The organism is Nostoc sp. DedQUE12b (assembly GCF_034530835.1).
In the GTDB taxonomy this organism is placed as follows: domain Bacteria; phylum Cyanobacteriota; class Cyanobacteriia; order Cyanobacteriales; family Nostocaceae; genus Nostoc.
Window position 1 is genome coordinate 105682 of record NZ_JAVRCI010000006.1, and the last position, 18275, is coordinate 123956.

20 protein-coding genes are annotated in these 18275 nt (G+C 41.0%); 14 read left to right on the forward strand and 6 right to left on the reverse strand.

Features of this window, described 5'->3' with window-relative positions; translation table 11 throughout:
* Positions 1-28: 28 nt before the first annotated feature.
* Positions 29-1390, reverse strand: coding sequence for an APC family permease (locus tag RMY16_RS05065; protein ID WP_322735430.1), 1362 nt, complete (start codon positions 1388-1390; stop codon positions 29-31).
* A 617-nt stretch (positions 1391-2007) separates the two neighbouring features.
* On the reverse strand, positions 2008-2436 hold the full coding sequence (locus RMY16_RS05070) for a hypothetical protein (RefSeq protein WP_322735431.1): 429 nt from the start codon (positions 2434-2436) through the stop codon (positions 2008-2010).
* 322 nt (positions 2437-2758) lie between these two features.
* Here RMY16_RS05070 and RMY16_RS05075 point away from each other — a divergent pair, with 322 nt between their 5' ends.
* Positions 2759-3283 (forward strand): aminotransferase class I/II-fold pyridoxal phosphate-dependent enzyme, encoded by a 525-nt coding sequence (locus tag RMY16_RS05075; protein WP_322735432.1) that lies wholly within the window; start codon positions 2759-2761, stop codon positions 3281-3283.
* Positions 3284-3549: 266 nt separating this feature from the next.
* Here RMY16_RS05075 and RMY16_RS05080 read toward each other — a convergent pair whose 3' ends face one another.
* Entirely contained in the window at positions 3550-3747 is a 198-nt protein-coding gene (locus RMY16_RS05080) for an NblA/ycf18 family protein (RefSeq protein WP_322735434.1), read from the reverse strand.
* A 265-nt stretch (positions 3748-4012) separates the two neighbouring features.
* Here RMY16_RS05080 and RMY16_RS05085 point away from each other — a divergent pair, with 265 nt between their 5' ends.
* The 3 genes from RMY16_RS05085 to RMY16_RS05095 all read left to right on the forward strand — a co-directional run bounded on the left by RMY16_RS05085 (position 4013) and on the right by RMY16_RS05095 (position 6181).
* Complete coding sequence (locus tag RMY16_RS05085; protein ID WP_322735435.1) at positions 4013-4810, forward strand: peroxiredoxin-like family protein; 798 nt, start codon at positions 4013-4015, stop codon at positions 4808-4810.
* A 296-nt stretch (positions 4811-5106) separates the two neighbouring features.
* Positions 5107-5331: a hypothetical protein gene (locus RMY16_RS05090; protein WP_322735437.1), complete on the forward strand. Its 225-nt coding sequence runs from the start codon at positions 5107-5109 to the stop codon at positions 5329-5331.
* Between the two features lie 445 nt (positions 5332-5776).
* Complete coding sequence (locus RMY16_RS05095) at positions 5777-6181, forward strand: response regulator (RefSeq protein ID WP_322735492.1); 405 nt, start codon at positions 5777-5779, stop codon at positions 6179-6181.
* Here RMY16_RS05095 and RMY16_RS05100 read toward each other — a convergent pair whose 3' ends face one another.
* Positions 6182-6580: a DUF6335 family protein gene (locus RMY16_RS05100; RefSeq protein ID WP_322663976.1), complete on the reverse strand. Its 399-nt coding sequence runs from the start codon at positions 6578-6580 to the stop codon at positions 6182-6184.
* Positions 6581-7045: 465 nt separating this feature from the next.
* Between RMY16_RS05100 and RMY16_RS05105 the strand changes: the two genes are divergently transcribed.
* From RMY16_RS05105 to RMY16_RS05130, 6 genes are all read left to right on the forward strand, one after another.
* Positions 7046-8143, forward strand: coding sequence for a DJ-1/PfpI/YhbO family deglycase/protease (locus RMY16_RS05105; RefSeq protein WP_322735438.1), 1098 nt, complete (start codon positions 7046-7048; stop codon positions 8141-8143).
* A 109-nt stretch (positions 8144-8252) separates the two neighbouring features.
* A complete protein-coding gene (locus RMY16_RS05110; RefSeq protein WP_322663979.1) occupies positions 8253-8951 on the forward strand; it encodes an SRPBCC family protein in 699 nt (232 codons plus the stop codon).
* A gap of 42 nt (positions 8952-8993) precedes the next feature.
* Positions 8994-10163 (forward strand): zinc-dependent alcohol dehydrogenase, encoded by a 1170-nt coding sequence (locus RMY16_RS05115; RefSeq protein ID WP_322735439.1) that lies wholly within the window; start codon positions 8994-8996, stop codon positions 10161-10163.
* Positions 10164-10225: 62 nt separating this feature from the next.
* Entirely contained in the window at positions 10226-10624 is a 399-nt protein-coding gene (locus tag RMY16_RS05120) for a hypothetical protein (RefSeq protein WP_322735440.1), read from the forward strand.
* 161 nt (positions 10625-10785) lie between these two features.
* Positions 10786-11955, forward strand: coding sequence for a zinc-dependent alcohol dehydrogenase (locus tag RMY16_RS05125; protein ID WP_322663985.1), 1170 nt, complete (start codon positions 10786-10788; stop codon positions 11953-11955).
* A gap of 348 nt (positions 11956-12303) precedes the next feature.
* On the forward strand, positions 12304-12645 hold the full coding sequence (locus RMY16_RS05130) for a cupin domain-containing protein (RefSeq protein ID WP_322735441.1): 342 nt from the start codon (positions 12304-12306) through the stop codon (positions 12643-12645).
* A gap of 81 nt (positions 12646-12726) precedes the next feature.
* On the opposite strand, the gene RMY16_RS05135 is transcribed toward RMY16_RS05130, so the two are convergent.
* Entirely contained in the window at positions 12727-13098 is a 372-nt protein-coding gene (locus RMY16_RS05135; RefSeq protein ID WP_322735493.1) for a hypothetical protein, read from the reverse strand.
* A 422-nt stretch (positions 13099-13520) separates the two neighbouring features.
* Here RMY16_RS05135 and RMY16_RS05140 point away from each other — a divergent pair, with 422 nt between their 5' ends.
* The 4 genes from RMY16_RS05140 (at position 13521) to RMY16_RS05155 (ending at position 16539) form a co-directional block, all read left to right on the forward strand.
* Entirely contained in the window at positions 13521-13655 is a 135-nt protein-coding gene (locus RMY16_RS05140) for a hypothetical protein (RefSeq protein ID WP_322735442.1), read from the forward strand.
* Positions 13656-13730: 75 nt separating this feature from the next.
* Positions 13731-14414, forward strand: coding sequence for a DUF4142 domain-containing protein (locus RMY16_RS05145; protein ID WP_322735443.1), 684 nt, complete (start codon positions 13731-13733; stop codon positions 14412-14414).
* A 326-nt stretch (positions 14415-14740) separates the two neighbouring features.
* On the forward strand, positions 14741-15898 hold the full coding sequence (locus RMY16_RS05150) for an XdhC family protein (protein WP_322735444.1): 1158 nt from the start codon (positions 14741-14743) through the stop codon (positions 15896-15898).
* 5 nt (positions 15899-15903) lie between these two features.
* Positions 15904-16539: a nucleotidyltransferase family protein gene (locus RMY16_RS05155; protein ID WP_322735445.1), complete on the forward strand. Its 636-nt coding sequence runs from the start codon at positions 15904-15906 to the stop codon at positions 16537-16539.
* 485 nt (positions 16540-17024) lie between these two features.
* Here RMY16_RS05155 and RMY16_RS05160 read toward each other — a convergent pair whose 3' ends face one another.
* Positions 17025-18233, reverse strand: coding sequence for a 4-hydroxy-3-methylbut-2-enyl diphosphate reductase (locus tag RMY16_RS05160; protein ID WP_322735446.1), 1209 nt, complete (start codon positions 18231-18233; stop codon positions 17025-17027).
* Between the last annotated feature and the right edge of the window lie 42 nt (positions 18234-18275).

Below are 18275 nucleotides of genomic sequence, written 5' to 3' on the forward strand. Positions count from 1 at the left end.
TGCTCCTCTGCCCCTCTGCTCACTCATCTCACGTCCTACCTTGCTTGACGTAGTCATTCCAGAACAACACGGGAATACCTGCTGCCACCACTAAAACACCTGTGATCGCTCCCACGCCTGTATAAACCAAGCTGGAGTAAAGCAAGTAGCCGCAGACGGCACAAAATAGTAATGGTGTGAAAGGATAAAATGGCACACTGAATGATCGTGCTATGTGGGGTTCACGGATTCGCAACACTAGCAGTGATATGCCGGAAAGCAAGAAGAAAAACCAAAATATTGGGGCAGTGTAATCCACCATTGTTTCAAAACCTTTGCGGGTGAACGTGCCCAAAAAAACCAGTATTAAGGCGAGCGTTGCTTGCAAAAATAAAGCATAGGTAGGGCTACTTGGACGTTGTTTCCAGTGTCCCATAAAACCAAATAGCGAAAAATCCTGTCCCAGTGCGAAATTGGTACGCGCTCCGGTAAAGATAGTAGCGTTGGTTGCTCCTAAAGTAGCGATCGCAATCAGTACACTAATAAATAAGGCTCCCGGTGCGCCCCAAAGAGAGCGCATTAAATCTGCGGCTACTGCTTCCGATTGGGCCATGTTTGCTAATCCTAGCCCTCGCAGATAAGCCAGATTGATTAGCAGATAAATGGCAGTGATGATCCCAATACTCCACATTAGCGATCGCACAATGTTGCGTCGTCCGTCTTGAATTTCTGCGGAGATGTAAGCCGCTTCATTCCAACCGCCGTAAGATAGCAACACAAACACCATTGCCAGTCCCCAGGTTCCCGATGATGCAGATTCTACAGGGGCGGCAGAATTAGGAATGGTGGTAAGCCCAAGAATCACTACCAGCAACAAACCTAGAACTTTTGCTGCACTTAGCAAGTTTTGTGTCCACTTCCCCTGCTGCAAACCGATGATGTTCAAAGCAGTTAAAAGTGCGATCGCTATGGCTGCATAAATAGAAGACGAAAACCTTCCCAGCCGCCATATCTGAGAAACATAATCGCCAAAAACAAATGCCAACAGAGCAATAGAACCAGTTTGAATCACCATCATCCGCGCCCAGGCAAATAAAAAGGCAACTCCCCGCCCGAATGCACGTTTCAAATAATAGTAAGTACCACCAACATCGGGATAGACAGTTGCCAACTCTGCATAGCACAGCGCTCCTACCAGAGATACTACACCGCCAATTAGCCAAAAAAGCAATACAGCAATATTACTACCTGCTTGATTTGCCACTAGAGCCGGGGTTTCAAAAATCCCCGCCCCGATGACAATACCGACAATTAGAGCCACTGCGTCTGGTAATGTCAGGGATGGTTTGGGTGTTGCTACTTCAGTTGATGTTGTTTGATCGAGCAAATTGTAGTTTTTACGTCTACTCACATTACTTCCTTATTAGTGTTGAGTTGGGACTTTTGGCTTTGTTTTATAGTCTTTGTTCAACAGAGGAATCATCTATGTACTCCAGATTTGGGAACTCACGATTCAATAAAACCTTTGAGATTGGGGATACCAGCCCAAAATTTAACTTTTGAGAAAGTATCTATACTTTTATGATTAACAATAAATATGACGAGAAAGTGACAGTCACCAGTGATATATCTTCAACCCGTAATCTCCATAAATCCAGATTAAGATTAATCTCTGTGCATAGCTTGCCGCCGTAGGTATCGCTCTAACTTTTCTTGCTAGACAACATTATCCCTAAGTAAGATAGGAAATTTTAATTGGTAAAACGTCTTCCCATAGTGAGATTTATAGTGATCTAAAGAATGATTGACTAATGACGCATAATTGTGCAGTTTTTGAGAAAAAAGCTATTAACGCTATGCATAATTTTTATAGCAGAAACGTTTTATTGATTTATAATTGATGCTTGCTTGATTTACACCCTGCTGTACTACAGACCGCGATCGCTCCATAATTTCGATGAAGTATGTATGCACATTTTTGCACTGTTAATTAATAAATAATATATCGGATTTTTATCAATAAATTATTTAGTATCTGCTACTGGGAAACAGTAAAATATCTATTGCTTCACCTACTACCAAACCCAATACAGCTAGGACAGTTATAATCCAAAATGAATCTAGTTTATTGCAGCCAGAAAAGCGCATTTCCAAATCAGCTAACAGCGTAGTAGCCAAGGGGATAATAAAGAGCCTTAATAAAATCGACCAAGTTGCTACTAAAGCAATTGATATACTTAAAAACAAGATGACAACTAAAGTTTTCGAACCAAACTCAACTAAACGCTCTAACCAAGAAAAGCTCTTTCGTACTACAGCTATAACCATAGCAACAACAAAAGCCCCTACTAACCAAATAATATGATTAGCAGCGAGATACCATCCCAGGAGAATGTAAGCCAATAAGAGTAATACTAAAGGCATCAAAGGAATCCTGTTAAAAAATTCCATATTCATACTGCCAAGGCTTATAAAAATACCAGGTTAATCTCTTAATTCTATTCAAAAAATGTTACTACTAAAAGTTTTAAATATACCAGCTTCGCTCAGGATGTTTCTTTATCTATAGATGCAATTGAAGCAAATACTCTTTCATCATGACAATATACAACATAATTCAGGAGTAAAACACGCTTTATGCTTGGGTAACAGACTTAGCTTGTGTAACTCACCAACTTGAAAAACGCCTTGTTTCTCGACAATTAAAAAATCTTGTATTCTGACCCCTGAATTCTGTTTTGATAACCTAGTTAAATCTTGCGTTCAATTAACGCCTGTTTTGCCTGGGCTACGAGTTGGTTACATGGTGGTGACAGGTGAGCATCATCAATCTCTGGTAAAGCATAAATTACTCAATGACTTGCATGTTTCTACAGTATCCCAGATAATTGTGAGCGAATTTTTAGCATCGGGACATTACCGCCGTCACTTGAATCGTTTACGTATTAATAACTTGCAAAGTCGGAATGTGATGTTGCAAGCTTTGGAAAACTACTTTCCGGAAGCTATCACCTGGACAATTCCGAAAGGTGGCTTATTTCTGTGGACTCATCTGCCATACTATTTACCTATTCAAGCAATTTGCTCTGAAGCCTTATCTTACAATGTCCTTGTTGCTAGTGGTGCTGCATTTTTTCTAGGGCAAGGGTATCCAGCGATGCGCTTGAACTTTTGCCAAATACCAGAGGATATTGAACATGGAATTAAGATTCTTGGTCAGCTAATTAAAAATTATTTAACTAAAAGTTTTATCAGTATAGGTTTCTCATCTCAACGCGTAAGTGTATCGTCTATTCACTTATAGTCATGTTCAGTTATATATCATTTATTAAGTGGTGAAACGCCGAGCGCGCCAATACTAACCTATCAATTAAAGTCACTATTTCGCAGACATTAGTTCAATTGGAGTGCGAAGGTACTTCCAAAAAATAAAATCAGCAATAAATAGAATAATAATCAATTAAAAACATGGGAGAGAGGAGCAGCCAATGGCTGCTCCTCTCTCCCACAAGTTTCTAACAATATTTCTTTGTCGCTGCTAAATTCAAAACATTTATTTGCTTGTTTGCTTTAGCCCAATATTGAGTCTGAATCAAGTTCCCATTGATGTTTGAGCAATTCTTGGTAAGTCGTTTCTCGAATTATCATCTGCTTATAGAGCATAAGCAAAAACTCTTGAGCTTGTTCACGCGACATCTGCTGCACTTGGTCAGCAAAAGTTCTAAGGCTAAATTCTTGTTCTAAAGATAATGTCATGGGTTGATTCATCGCAGGATTAATCGCCCAACTAGGCGAAAACTAAAGGGTCTATGTTGGCAATCTTGAGAAGAAGCATTCATATCTAGCTGCCGTTAGCAGTAATACACTCATCAAGCGGCCTACTGGGTATTCCCTTACTTAGCGGTGTCAAACCTAAATATGAACTTCTGTTAACTAGTATAACAAAATATTTACAAAACTGAGATGATGGCATATTAATGCTTTAGTACATCCTGTGTCACTGATACCCCAAATATCCGACTAATCATTTGTCATGAATCCTTACACTATCCTTAATCAGACCGGACTTCAGCGTGTTAGTGATGGCATGAACCGCCCCCTACTAGAAAATTGCGAGACTGCCTCATATATCCTTGTTTTAGTCTGGCCCCAACTTGGGGATTTTGATAGTCTTGAATATGCGTGGTGGTTACAGCGCGAAGCTAAAAAATTGTCGGATGAAAAACTAGCTATTCGTGCAGTGGGAATTGGTAATCGCGCCTCTGGAACAAGATTCTGTGAATATACAGGATTTCCACCTGAAAATTTATTTGTTGAACCTAATGGAGAACTACATCACCAACTCAAACTTTATTCAGGTCTCAATCTTTCTCTCCCTGGACTTTCCCCTGCTCAGAAAGCTTGGCTAAATCTAGTGTTAATGTGTGCAGGGTTTGGAAGTCCTGGAACACTAAGAGAAGTTTTTCGCGGATATAAGGGAGATCGTCAAGCCCCTCAACTTATTGAAGATGATGAAATTATTCAAGCTACTCCTTTACCTGCTTTTCAAGGCTCGTTTTTCCAATTAGCTGGTGGAAGTGGGTTTCAACGTCCGTTTGAATTAGCTACTCTACGGCTACGAAATATGGTGGAAGTTTTAAGCAATTGGCATACTTATGTACCTAATTCTGCCTACTTAACTCAGCGTGGTGGAACTTTTCTGTTTGATACCAAAGGCCAGTTACTTTACGAACATCGAGATCCAGGAATTCTGGGCTTTGCTAGTAATATGAGTCGGCCCCTATCATTTTTATCCTTGATCGAAACTGAATTAGCTGGGCTTGGGAATTAATTTTAATCTCTGCTGTATTTTTACAGTTTCAGCATATTTGAAAACCTCTTCAATAATCACTAGCAACGAAAAACAAAAAAGTCTTCAATAATAATATTGTTGGCTTTTTTTATTTGTATACTTAAACAAATTGTTCTATCCTTATCAATCGTAACCTCACTATTTTATCCTGCGCTTGCATCTATTACTCAATATGATTTTCCTGACAATAGTTACAGATATAAAGAAGAACTGATAAATCAGTAGTTTTAGTTACTGGCGTAAGACATCCATTTGTTGCCATCTCTAAACGCTTTGTGCAATGGTCTGAATATGCCAAAGACAAAGACAAATCGGTTTCTCCTAATCGCTGGATCTGGGAGATCATAATTGTGGGATGCAAGGCATCGCAAAATCAAACAAGGAAATATTATTATCAGGCGATTGATGCTGAATTGAGAAGACTGATAACCCAATCTTCGGTTAAAGAAGACAAGCAGTTTGCTGGGGTACAAACCGACTGTTGTATGGGGCATCAGTGAGAGTTTAAGGTAAAGGGCATTTTGTCAATCAGTATTCAGAATGAATTTTGACTCCTGACTCCTGAATTCTGAATTATGTTGAAAATTGAGATAGGTGAGGACTTTCTAATAACGCTTGAATTTCATTTGTGCGAAGTGGTCTTACAGTAGGAAAATAGATGAAGGAGTAGTGACTATCAAGCTATATGTTTGAAATTATGGTGTTAAATCATTTCTTGTTAAAAGAGCCTGCTTCGGTATCTCATCAACACTCCCAGCACATCAATCTACTTTTGTGAATCCAAAATCTGCTCTAAAGGATGTAAAAGTTATGATAATTCGTAATTGATAATGACGCTTGCGGACTCGCTAACGTAATTCGTAGTTGTAATCACTGCTTGCTCTGTACTCTCTTAATTACGAATTACGAATATAGCAAGTAAGGATAAATAAAATGTCATTTATTATGCAACCTTCTGGAACTCTTACTGGTTTAGATATCTTGGTAGTTGAGGATGATGATGATACTCGCTTTTTTATCACTACTGTTTTGGAAATGGATGGAGCAAAAGTTATAGCAGTGATATCAGCAGCAGATGCACGTAATGTATTATCCGAATTGCAACCCGATGTCTTAATTAGTGATATCGGGTTGCCTGGGGAGGATGGCTACACTTTCATTACCAAATTCCGTGCGCTTAAAGCAAATAAATGTGGACGAGTCCCGGCTATTGCTTTAACAGCATTTGCTGATAGTGAGGCTCGTATCCGTGCCTTGGAAGCTGGCTTTGACACTCATGTATCTAAACCGGTTGCTCCAGAAGAACTAGTGGAGATAGTGGCTAATTTAGTTGCTTCTTGTAATTGGTAATTATTCTCCTCGGTCTTGATAATCTTCAGAAGACTTTGGATCTAACTCCCAACGATCGCCATCACGATCCTCTAAAATATCGTTGGTATGGAGAAACTCAGAATCAGCCATTTCTAGCCCTACTGCGGCTTCTAAGTCCTCTGTTACATTTTTATCGGGAGTGGAAGTACTGCCACCAACAGCTTCATCTCCAACTGCATCTGCATCTTGCCAATAAGCATCAACATCCCCACCAGTCAGTTCAGGACTAGTTTCTGTGTACTCGTCTCTTTCTGCTTTTATTGAGCGTCCACCAATATTGTATCCTGGCAAGTCTTTCACACCAGTACCGTAGGATTCGGTAATCTCTTGTGGCAAATCATTGGTTTTAATTTTGTCAGGATGATTTTTTTCTGCCATGATACTAGCCCTTTTCTGCATTCTCACAATAACGTTTTCTTTTTACAAATTTGTCTAACTAGAGGTGTATAGCTGATAAAATAATCTATCCCCTGGGAACGACGCTAAACTAGCGATCGCGCCATAATATTGTAACTATGAATTCATGGTCAAGGAACTTGTAGTTGAAGTTATGAGTTAGAAGTTATCAAACCGAAATTATTTATTGGCGAGCTTTTCACTCATAACTATTTTCTGATTGGATAAAAGAGAAAAACAAAAAATTAAGTTTAGCATTTTAACTCAGTATTTGAATTTGTAACTAACTAAATGCTAAACAATTAAATAAGTTTAAGTAGCAGATGCTCCTAATGAATAGGTAATTCAAAATTATTTATTCAAGATAAATCTGACTATTTAACTGTCTTAATCGATAAACATTGTTGTAGTTAGTTAAAAACTAAAAGTAAAAACGTAAGAGCATCTATGACTGAACAGAACAATCACTCCGGTAAGAAAAAAGTTGCTATCCTCATTGAACAAGCAGTAGAGGATGCAGAATTTACCGTTCCTTATAATGGATTCAAACAAGCGGGAATGGAGGTAGTAGTCCTTGGTTCCCGAATGAATGAAAAATATAAGGGTAAACGCGGCAAACTTAACATACAAGCCGATGGGACTACAACAGAGGCGATCGCAGCAGAATTCGACGCTGTAATAATTCCCGGTGGGATGGCTCCCGACAGAATGCGGCGGAACACCAACACAGTACGCTTTGTCCAAGAAGCTATACAACAAGGAAAACTAGTCGCTGCTGTTTGTCATGGGCCACAAGTTTTGATTGAAGGCGACTTGCTCAAAGGTAAACAAGCCACTGGTTTTATCGCTATTGCCAAGGACATGATTAACGCTGGCGCAAAATATCTAGATGAGCCGGTGGTGGTTGACGGAAATTTGATTACATCTCGTGAACCTGGAGACTTGCCAATTTTTACCACAGCTATTTTGAGCCGTTTGGGTTATGGTGGCAAAGATGCTGCATTACCAAATGAAAAAGACACAAGTGCTGAATGGTGGAAGCTAGCTGATGCTTGGGGTGGCTCAACTAAAGGTGAAATCACCAAAGGTTTAAATAATGCTCTTGCTGGTGAACGTTATTCGCTAGAAGCATTTGAAAACTACTTGCAAAAGGAATCAGATAACGAAGTTAACTCAGTCTTTCAAGAAATAATTGCTAATAAACAGCGCCACATTCAAAAACTGGAAACTTATCTTCAGCTATTGGGCGAAAAACCCTCTTTAGGGGCGAATATTGCCAATCAGTATGCTAAGGTCAAAACTGCCATGACCGGAAGTGATGACATATATCAGTTACGTTCTGCTTTAGGTGATGTGCAAACTGGTATCGGCGATATTGGCAATTTGTCTGCAATGTTCACTGACCCAGTAGCAACTGCTATTTTCAAAGAATTTTACCAGGATTTATTGAAATACGAACAGCAATTGGCACAGTTGTATCGGGCGCGGATAGGCGGTCAGATTCAGGCTCCTAAGCCGACTACAGGGGCTGCTGTGTCAATGTAAGGTTTTTTGAATGTAGACAGACGGCTACCGAAAAGGCGCAAATAATGCACAAGAAAGAAGAGGGTATTCGCGCCTCTGTGGTGAATTTACAGTAATGGAGATATAAAAAGTGACTTCAACATCAGGGGATAAATCAAGTACAAACCAGCCAGAAGCTAGTGAAGTAGAACGTTGGGCATCCCTTATTGGTGGCGGTGCAATGGTGCTAATGGGTTTAAGACAAGGTTCATTGCGAGGAGCGCTGACGGCTTTAGCCGGTGGTGGTTTGGTTTATCAAGGTGCAACCAAGCAAAGCACAATCCAGAAAGCGCAGGAAGCAATAGGTCTAAACCAACCCATCAAAGTTGAAAAGACGGTAACAATTAGGAAATCGGCAGAAGAATTGTATCGCTTTTGGCACGACTTTGAGAATTTGCCTACATTTATGAAGCATCTCAAATCTGTTAAGGTGTACGACGAAAAACGTTCTCATTGGATTGCCAATGCACCTTTAGATAATACCGTAGAATGGGATGCAGATATTCTCGAAGACCGAGAAAATGAATTTATTTCTTGGGCTTCTGTAGAAGGTGCAGACGTAGATAATTCTGGTTTTGTTCGCTTCACAAAAGCACCAGGCGATCGCGGCACGGAAGTTAAGGTTGTTTTGGAGTATAACCCCCCCGGTGGAGCATTGGCAGCTACCGTAGCTAAACTTTTTGGTGAAGAACCAGAACAGCAAATTGGTGATGAATTACGCCGCTTCAAGATGCTAATGGAAGCAGGCGAAATTGCCACAACCGAAGGTCAACCTTCTGGACGCAGCTAGTTATTTCCCCAATGCCCAATGCCCCATGCCCAATAATTAACTATGAAAGCAGTTTGCTGGAACGGTGCTAATGATGTGCGGGTACAGTCGGTACCAGATCCGACAATTCTCAACCCGCGTGATGCGATTATTAAAATTACTTCCACGGCAATTTGTGGCTCTGATCTACATATATATGGCGGCTATATTCCCACAGTGCAACAGGGTGACATTATTGGTCACGAATTCATGGGGGAAGTCGTGGAAGTTGGTAAGGGAGTCAACAATTTAAAAATAGGCGATCGCGTCGTTGTTCCTTCCACAATTGGCTGTGGTAATTGCCATTATTGCCAAGGTGATATGTGGTCATTGTGCGATAATTCCAATCCCAACGGTTGGATTCAAGAAAAATTATTTGGCAATATCACCTCAGCCATTTATGGCTACTCCCACATGCTAGGTGGGTATGCAGGCGCACAAGCAGAATATATCCGTGTACCTTTTGCCGATGTGGGTGTCGTCAAAGTTCCGCCAGATTTGCCGGATGAGATGTTGTTATTCATCTCCGACGCTATCCCCACTGGTTATATGGGCGCAGAATTATGCGATATCCAACCGGGTGATACTGTAGCCGTTTGGGGTTGCGGTGCTGTTGGACAATTTGCCATGATTAGCGCCTATATGATGGGAGCCGAAAAAGTGATCGGTATTGATCGCTTTCCCGAACGCCTGGAAATGGCGAAAAAGTTTGCCAAAGCAGAAGTGATTAACTACGAAGAAGTTAATACTGGCGAAGCGTTGAAAGAGATGACTGGTGGTCGTGGCCCCGATGCTTGCATCGATGCTGTGGGTTTAGAAGCACATGGTGTTGGTTTAGAAGACTTCTACGACCAGACAAAACAAAAGCTCAGATTAGAAACTGACCGTCCCCACGTTTTGCGGGAAATGATGGTTGCCTGTCGTAAAGGTGGGACTCTTTCAATCATGGGTGTTTATGGTGGTTTTGTAGACAAAATACCATTAGGTGCAGCTTTTAATAAAGGTCTAACCTTTAGGATGGGACAAATGCATGGACAAAAATATATGCATTTGTTGTTGCAGATGATTTTGGATGGAAAACTTGATCCATCTTTTGTTGTCACCCATCAATTGCCTTTAGAACAAGCACCCCACGGCTACAACATCTTTCAACAAAAAAAGGATAACTGCATCAAAGTTGTTCTTAAACCCTAAATGGCAAATAGTCATTTAGAGTTTTGAATTGTACACCTAACATAATGCAATTGAGGTTTTTTATGAATCGAGTAACTTCTTGGCTACGAAATATTCGCATTTCCCAAATCGTTGTAGTTTTCCTAGTAGGATTTATGTTTTTACTGGGTCAAGCTTTTACCTACGTTAATGTAGCACAAGCTGATGTTAAAACTCCAGAGGGTACTTATTATAAAGGAATCCCAGACGAGCTAAGTGAAAGCAAAAACAATACCCAAATCAAAAATACCCAAAATCCATTAAAAAGCGCTGCTGATAATATCCGCGAGAAGTTAAACTTGGATGAAGAAACTCCTCGATCTACAAAAGAGTTTCTTAAGTCTACAACAAATAAAGTCGAAGATACAGTTCAGCCATTGACTGAAACTAAAGAAGGTTATTACCGAACTCCTCCTAGCAAGCAACTCAGAGATAGAGTCTAGATTCGTAGCAATTCTTGAGTCTAAGTTTTTGACTCATACACTGCAAAACAACCTTTGAAAATTTACTGAGACGCGATAACTATCGCGTCTCAAAATCAGGCTAAATCGAGTGTTTATCTTGATATTAACGAGCCAGAAATGATAAGTAAGGACTAAATATTATGAAAGCAGTTTGCTGGCATGGAGCAAACGATGTGCGGGTTGATACAGTTCCCGACCCCAAAATTATTAACCCACGCGATGCCATTGTTAAAATTACTTCCACGGCAATTTGTGGTTCAGATTTGCATATTTATGATGGCTACATTCCCACCATGCAAAAGGGCGATATCCTTGGTCATGAATTCATGGGGGAAGTGGTAGAACTTGGAAGTGCAGTTAAAAATGTGAAGGTAGGCGATCGCGTCGTTGTTCCCTTTACTATATCTTGCGGTAGCTGCTTTTTCTGCAATCGAGATTTATGGTCACTGTGCGATAACTCTAACCCCAATGCTTGGTTAGTAGAAAAGCAAATGGGACATTCGCCAGCAGGTCTATTTGGCTACTCTCATTTATTCGGCGGTTATGCCGGTGGTCAAGCAGAGTATGCACGAGTACCCTTTGCCGATGTAGGCTTGTTCAAAATTCCCGATGGTTTAACGGATGAGCAAGTACTATTTCTAACAGATATTTTTCCCACAGGCTACATGGCAGCCGAAAACTGTAACATCAAACCCGGTGATATTGTTGCCGTTTGGGGTTGTGGCCCAGTCGGACAATTCGCCATCAGAAGCGCATATATGCTAGGTGCAGAACGTGTAATTGCCTTTGACCGCGTTCCTGAACGTCTGCAAATGGCTAAAGAATACGGCAAAGCTGAAGTTCTCAACTACGAAGAAGTGAATATTGGCGAAGCACTCAAAGAAATGACTGGCGGTCGTGGCCCCGATGCTTGCATAGATGCAGTGGGAATGGAAGCACACGGCACAGACTTTATGGCGATGTACGACCAGGTAAAGCAAGCAGTACGTCTAGAAACAGACCGTCCGACCGCATTACGGCAAGTAATAGTATCTGCTGCTAAAGGTGGTCACGTATCACTTGCGGGTGTGTACGGTGGCTTTTTAGATAAAATCCCGATGGGCGCTGCCATGAACAAGGGATTAACCTTCAAAATGGGACAAACGCACGTCCACAAATATCTAAAACCCTTGCTAGAACACATCCAAAACGGTGATATTGATCCAACCTTTATAATCACTCACAGCTTACCTCTAGAACAAGCGCCCCACGGCTACGAAATTTTTAAGCACAAGAAAGATAACTGCATCAAAGTGGTACTCAAACCGTAATGGGGAGCACGGAAGCATACTTCTCTACCAGAGGCTGCGCCAACGACTGCGCTCAGTAACCGGGGGGCAGAGGAGCAGAGGAACAGAGGATAGTCATCAATGCTTAATGCTCCATTCCCCATGACCGAATGGCACTAAGTTAAGATACAGCCCTTGCCCTGACTGGTTCCCAGCCTGGAGGCTGGGAACCCATTCTGGGAGGCTCTGCCTCCTCTTTCTTGACGAGAGGCAGAGCCTCTCTGAATACATTCCCAGTCTTAAGACTGGGAACGAGACTAAACAAGCCTTTGGGCTTTTCTTGGTGCCATTCCCCCATGACCAAAGTTAAAATTAAAAGAGGCAAAAAATATGTCTGATACAACCGTTATCAAAGTAGACTCTAGCCATTCTCCTAAAGGCCAACTTGGTCAGAAATACCTTGCATCTGGCAAAAGCCTTTCCATGCGTCTGTGGGAGAATGAGGAACCGAACGAAGCTAAAGAGCCAACAGCACGGGAATATGAAACTGTTGGTTATGTAATCAATGGTCGTGCAGAATTACATATTGAAGGGCAAACAATTTTACTAGAACCTGGCAGTTCTTGGATAGTACCAAAAGGAGCCAGCCACACCTATAAAATTCTAGAATCATTTACTGCTGTTGAAGCAACCAGTCCACCCGCTCAAGTTCACGGGCGAGATGAAAACTGATTTGCAGTTATCTTAAATTGGCGATCGCTAATTTTCAAACTCAAACAAGTTGATTAACTTGCGATCGCTTCCAGCAGGCGGTTAGACCATTGCAACTGTCTTTTTGCGCGAAGGACGCTTGCGGTCTGATTTTTTCTTCAATCCCACAGCTTGAGCTTGATCGCTATCTGAACCATATTGCCCGCGTACAACTTCTTTCATGGCTAATACAGCATTATGAAATTCCCACTCTGCTAATCGCGCAGCATCAGCAGCCGCACGGTATAAAGCTAGTTTCTCGGTTTCGGTTTGCTGAGAAATCAACATTGCTTGATAAGCTTCCTGTAAGTTTGCAGCTGAGGCATCAGCACGAGTTGTGTTGTAGGTGCTGACGGTTTGTAAACCGTGGAATGAGTCAATATCTTGACTAATTAGTTGAGGGCGCAAACGGTTTGTTGTATTTTGGGGAGGCATATATGCATACTTAGTAAGTAGTGCATTTAATGTACCCATTGCAACAAAAAAAGTTAACAGTAATATAATGGCCGCTATATTACTTATTAAACCTGAAGAACCCCACCCCGCCAAAGCTATGCTTTGTCTCCCCTCCCCGCCTGCGGGGAGGGGTGGAATGACTGTGGAAATTATAACTATTTATACGAACATGATATAAGATGAAATTTTTAGATAGGGCAAGGTTAGAAAGGATAGTTTAAGATAACAGGTCGATGTATTGGCATAACAGGTCGATGTATTGGCATAACAGACCGATGTATTAACATAACAGACCGATGTATTAACATAACAGACCGATGTATTGGCATAACAGACCAATGTATTGGCATAACAGACCGATGTATTAACATAACAGGTCGATGTATTGGCATAACAGACCGATGCAATTACAAAACCGTAATGTCTACCACGGAGTACGCCGACAAAATCGCGTAGGTGGTAGGTGTGAGTTACATCTATTGCTGAGTCTGTCGATTGGAAGATGTATTTATCCTCAAAGCCTTGAAAAGTTATAGAAGGGAACAACTGTGCGATCGCGCTTAGTTTTCATTCAACTTTGCAAAATATAGCTTTATTCAAGGAGAACAATTATGCCCAACTTCAAAATATATTCTACTGGTATAGTGGCGATCGCCTTGTCTCTGGCAACTGGTTGCACACCAACTACGCCCCATGACGACAATATATCTGAAGTTCCACCTGCTCAATCTGTGCAAACGACAGAGAGTCCATCTCCATCCCCAAGTGCATCACCAGCTACATCAGGGCAAAATAACCTCAGTTCTTTAGACAGACAGTTTATGACTGAAGCTGCTCAAGGTGGTTTAGCAGAAGTCCAACTAGGACAACTAGCATCACAACGTGGAACTAGTGATGCGGTAAAACAGCATGGACAGCATATGGTTCAAGATCATACCCTGGTAAACAATCAACTCAAACAGTTGGCGGCTCAAAAAGGTGTAACACTGCCAACTACTCTCAACAGCAAAAATAAGCAAATCCAGCAAAGCTTATCCAAACTTTCTGGTGCTAGGTTTGATCGCCAATATTTGAATCAGATGCTTCAAAATCATGAAAAAGATGTCTCTGTATTTCAAACTGAAGCTGAACAGGGACAAGATCCAGATGTGAAAGCATTTGCGGCTCAAACTCTACCAATCCTCCAAGAACACCTACAACAGGTTCGTTCCCTTGTTAATCCTGGAAGTTCAACTAGCACCCCAACTCCAACGAGTACCCCAACTCCAACGAGTACCCCAACTACTACTCCGTAAGGCAATACAGTTGAGTTAAGTATTTCTTCTTTCCCTTTGTATCCGCTACGCGTACTTTTGCAAAAAAGCAAGCTACGCGTAGCGGATACAACATTGGGGGTTGGATGGAGCTATCTTGAGTAGTATAATACTGCGATGCTCGCGGCGGTTAATAACGCACCTCAGTCTAATGCATATATTGCAATCGTTAATGGGCGGCAAGAGACTTGTGTTTGACGCTAGCAGCAATACACAATCGCACAGGATGGCACAGTCATCACATTGTTTTCATTGGCACTACTTGCTCAAGGTGACAAACTGCTAGAAACAGCAAAATAAACAATAAAATGAACGAATTACAAGCAATTTTAGAAGGCTTTGAGTCAAGTCGAAAAAGTAGTGAAATGACTTTTCTTGCGACTGTAGTTAAGACTCAAGGTTCAACCTATCGTCGATCGGGTGCTAAAATGCTGATGACAAATACAGGTCGGACAATCGGAACAATTAGTGCTGGTTGCTTGGAGAACGATGTATTTGAGCATACTCAACAACGAATGTCAGACGGTGAACCAATTGTTGTTACTTACGATAGCACCGCTTCTGAGGATATTCTTTGGGGCTTTGGTTTGGGGTGCAATGGGATAGTGCAAGTTCTCATCGAACGTCTTGAGAGAGAAAGCACACCAAATGCGATCGCTTTTTTACAAGAGTGTTTTCATAAAAAACATTTGGGTATTATTGCTACAGTCTTTGCTTTTGAAGGTGCAGTAAAAGTCAAACTTGGGTCGCGTCTCCTGCTGTATCCTGATGGTAAAGTTATCACTGACATCAAAGATGCAAATTTAATTCAATCTCTGCTTGCAGATAGTCAAGCAGCCTTTGCTAATCAAAAGTCAAGGGTAAATAATTATCAGTTACCTTTAGGCAGTGCCGAAGTTTTCATCGAAGTTATCCAACCACCTACAGCTTTAATAATATTTGGTGCAGGTTATGATGCTGTACCCGTAGCCCAGTTTGCTCAAGCATTAGGTTGGGACGTTACTGTAGTCGATTGTCGAGCTAATGAGGCAACTAAAGCACGATTTACTATGCCTTGTGATGTTATTCTTAGTCGCCGAGAAATTATACATAAACAGGTATTTATAAATGCTCACACAGTTGCTGTAGTGATGACGCATAATTATCTTGACGACCTGGAGATTTTAAAAATGTTGTTGCCATCTTCTACACGCTACATAGGGGTTTTAGGCCCAAAGCTGCGTACTGAAAGATTGCTGGAAGATATACGTCTGCAAGGAATAGATTATACTACCGAACAATTAAAAAGATTGCATGGCCCAATTGGGATTGACATTGGAGCAGATACACCACAAGAAATAGCGATCGCTATTATTGCGGAAATTCAAGCAGTGCTAACAAACCGCAATGGTAATTTTTTAAGAAATCGCAATCAACCGATTCACCAATGTTATGAAAGCAATTCAAACTTGCTACTTACCACATAGTTTTTATGACTGCTATAGACAATGAGAAATCAACCATAGCCATTATGATTCTTGCTGCTGGTGCATCTACACGGATGGGTACACCGAAACAACTATTGCTTTACCAAGGACGTAGCTTTTTAAAATATATTACAGAAATAGCGATCGCTTCAGTTTGTCAACCTGTGGTAGTAGTACTTGGAGCCAATGCAGAACAGCTTCATCCCCAAATTCAACAACTTCCCGTTAAAGTAGTTAAGAACTTGGATTGGGCTTATGGAATGAGTACTTCAATCAAAAGTGGTATTGAATTGTTAAATAATCTTCCGCAAAAAATAGAAGCAGTAGTTATTACACTGTGCGACCAGCCATTTGTTTCTCCCAAAATTATCAATCAACTTGTTGATACATATTATTTGACAAAAAAACCAATTATTGCGTGTGAATATGGAGATACATTAGGTGTACCTGCTCTATTTAGTCAGATATTTTTTTCAGAACTTGCCACTTTAAAAGAAACTTCAGGAGCCAAAAAAGTTATTAATAATAACCTCAATGAAGTTTTTGCTATTCCGTTTCCATTAGGGGATATTGATATTGATACACCAAAAGATTACGAGCAATTGCTATCAAGTACTAAAGAGATTTTTGAAGTATCTTGAAGAAGATAGCTAAAAGCAAACAAGTCAGGAAACCTTAGCTCGACTTGATCCATTTTTTTCGCAACGCGATACTCCTGCGGAGTCGTTGCACGAACGCTTAAGCTGAAACCTTTGTAGACCAATAGTTTTACTTTTGGGATTTCCAAGAAATAAATTATTCAATTTTGTGGGGTGGGCATCTTGCCATTGGTGTCAACTTAACGTGAAACCCTTGTCAAAACGTGATATTCAGTTCTCTGGCTTCCCATCACGATCTGCGTTACCCCACCCTAACCCTCCCCGTATGTATTGGGGAGGGAACTGGAGTTTCTTGTTTCCCCCCTTTATAAGGGGGGATTAAGGGGGGTAAAACGCCTGTGGAATAAGCATTTTAGCTTAAGTTGACACCAATGGCATCTTGCCTGCCCCTAATCATGGGTGGGCGTCTCGCCCACCCCACAAGAAGTAATTGGATGTTTCTTATTTATAAGTCCCTCTGAGAACAGTTAAACCAGTGCTGCTGTCGCTTTTAATGTAAAAATCTTCTCAATTACATCTTCTACCACCTTATCTGGTGTAGAAGCACCAGAAGTAATTCCCACAACAATTTCTCCATCAGGCAACCAGTTATCTGTAGTTATTAACTGCCCATTTAATTGCCGATGTTCAATAGAATATGCTGATTTAAGGCGTTCAACAGTATCAATATGATAAGAAGGAATTCCTCGCTCAAAGGCAATTTGTTGCAACTGAGTAGTATTCGAGGAATTAAACCCACCAATTACTACCATCAAATCTAAATTATGTTCCACTAATTCCAACATGGCATCTTGACGTTCTTGGGTAGCGTCACAAATGGTGTTGAAGCTTTGGAAATGCTGATTTAACTCAGTGGGACCATACTTGTGTAACATAGTCCGCTCAAAAAGTTTGCCGATTTGCTCAGTTTCGCCTTTAAGCATGGTAGTTTGGTTAGCAATGCCAACTCTTTCTAAATCGCGATCGGGGTCAAACCCTGCTGAACAAGCTTTCGCAAATTTCGTCAGAAATTCTTCACGGTTGCCACCATTGATAATATAGTCAGCAACATATTCTGCTTCTTGCAAATTCAACACTATTAAATACTTGCCAGCGAAGGAACTAGTCGCAACTGTTTCTTCGTGCTTATATTTGCCGTGAATTATTGATGTATAATCGATTTTTTTGTGCTTTTCTACTGTATTCCAGACTTTAGATACCCAAGGACAAGTTGTATCAACAATTTTGCAGCCTTTCTCGTGAAGTATCTGCATTTCTTGAACGCTAGCCCCAAAAGCGGGTAATATGACTACATCACCAATTCCAACAACAGAAAAGTCTTTATTCTTTCCTTCAATGGGGATAAATTCTACTTCCATCTCCTGCATCCGCTGATTTACAGAAGGATTGTGGATAATCTCGTTAGTAATCCAGATGTGTTCTGTGGGGAAGTGCTGGCGAGTTTCGTAGGCCATAGCCACAGCCCGTTCTACGCCCCAGCAAAAGCCAAAGGCTTGTGCTAGTCGGATTGTCACATCACCCCGTTGCAGAGTGTAATTGCGATCGCGAATTTCTTGAATCAAGTTACTCTGATACTCAGATTGCAACTGAGTGGCAACCTCTGCTTGATGACCAAAGCCCTTACGATTGTAATTTTCTGAATGTTGGAGGTTGCGCTTAAAAGCTTTTGTATCCATTAGATTTGTCTACTTAAACTCACTATTTCTTATTTTCTCGCG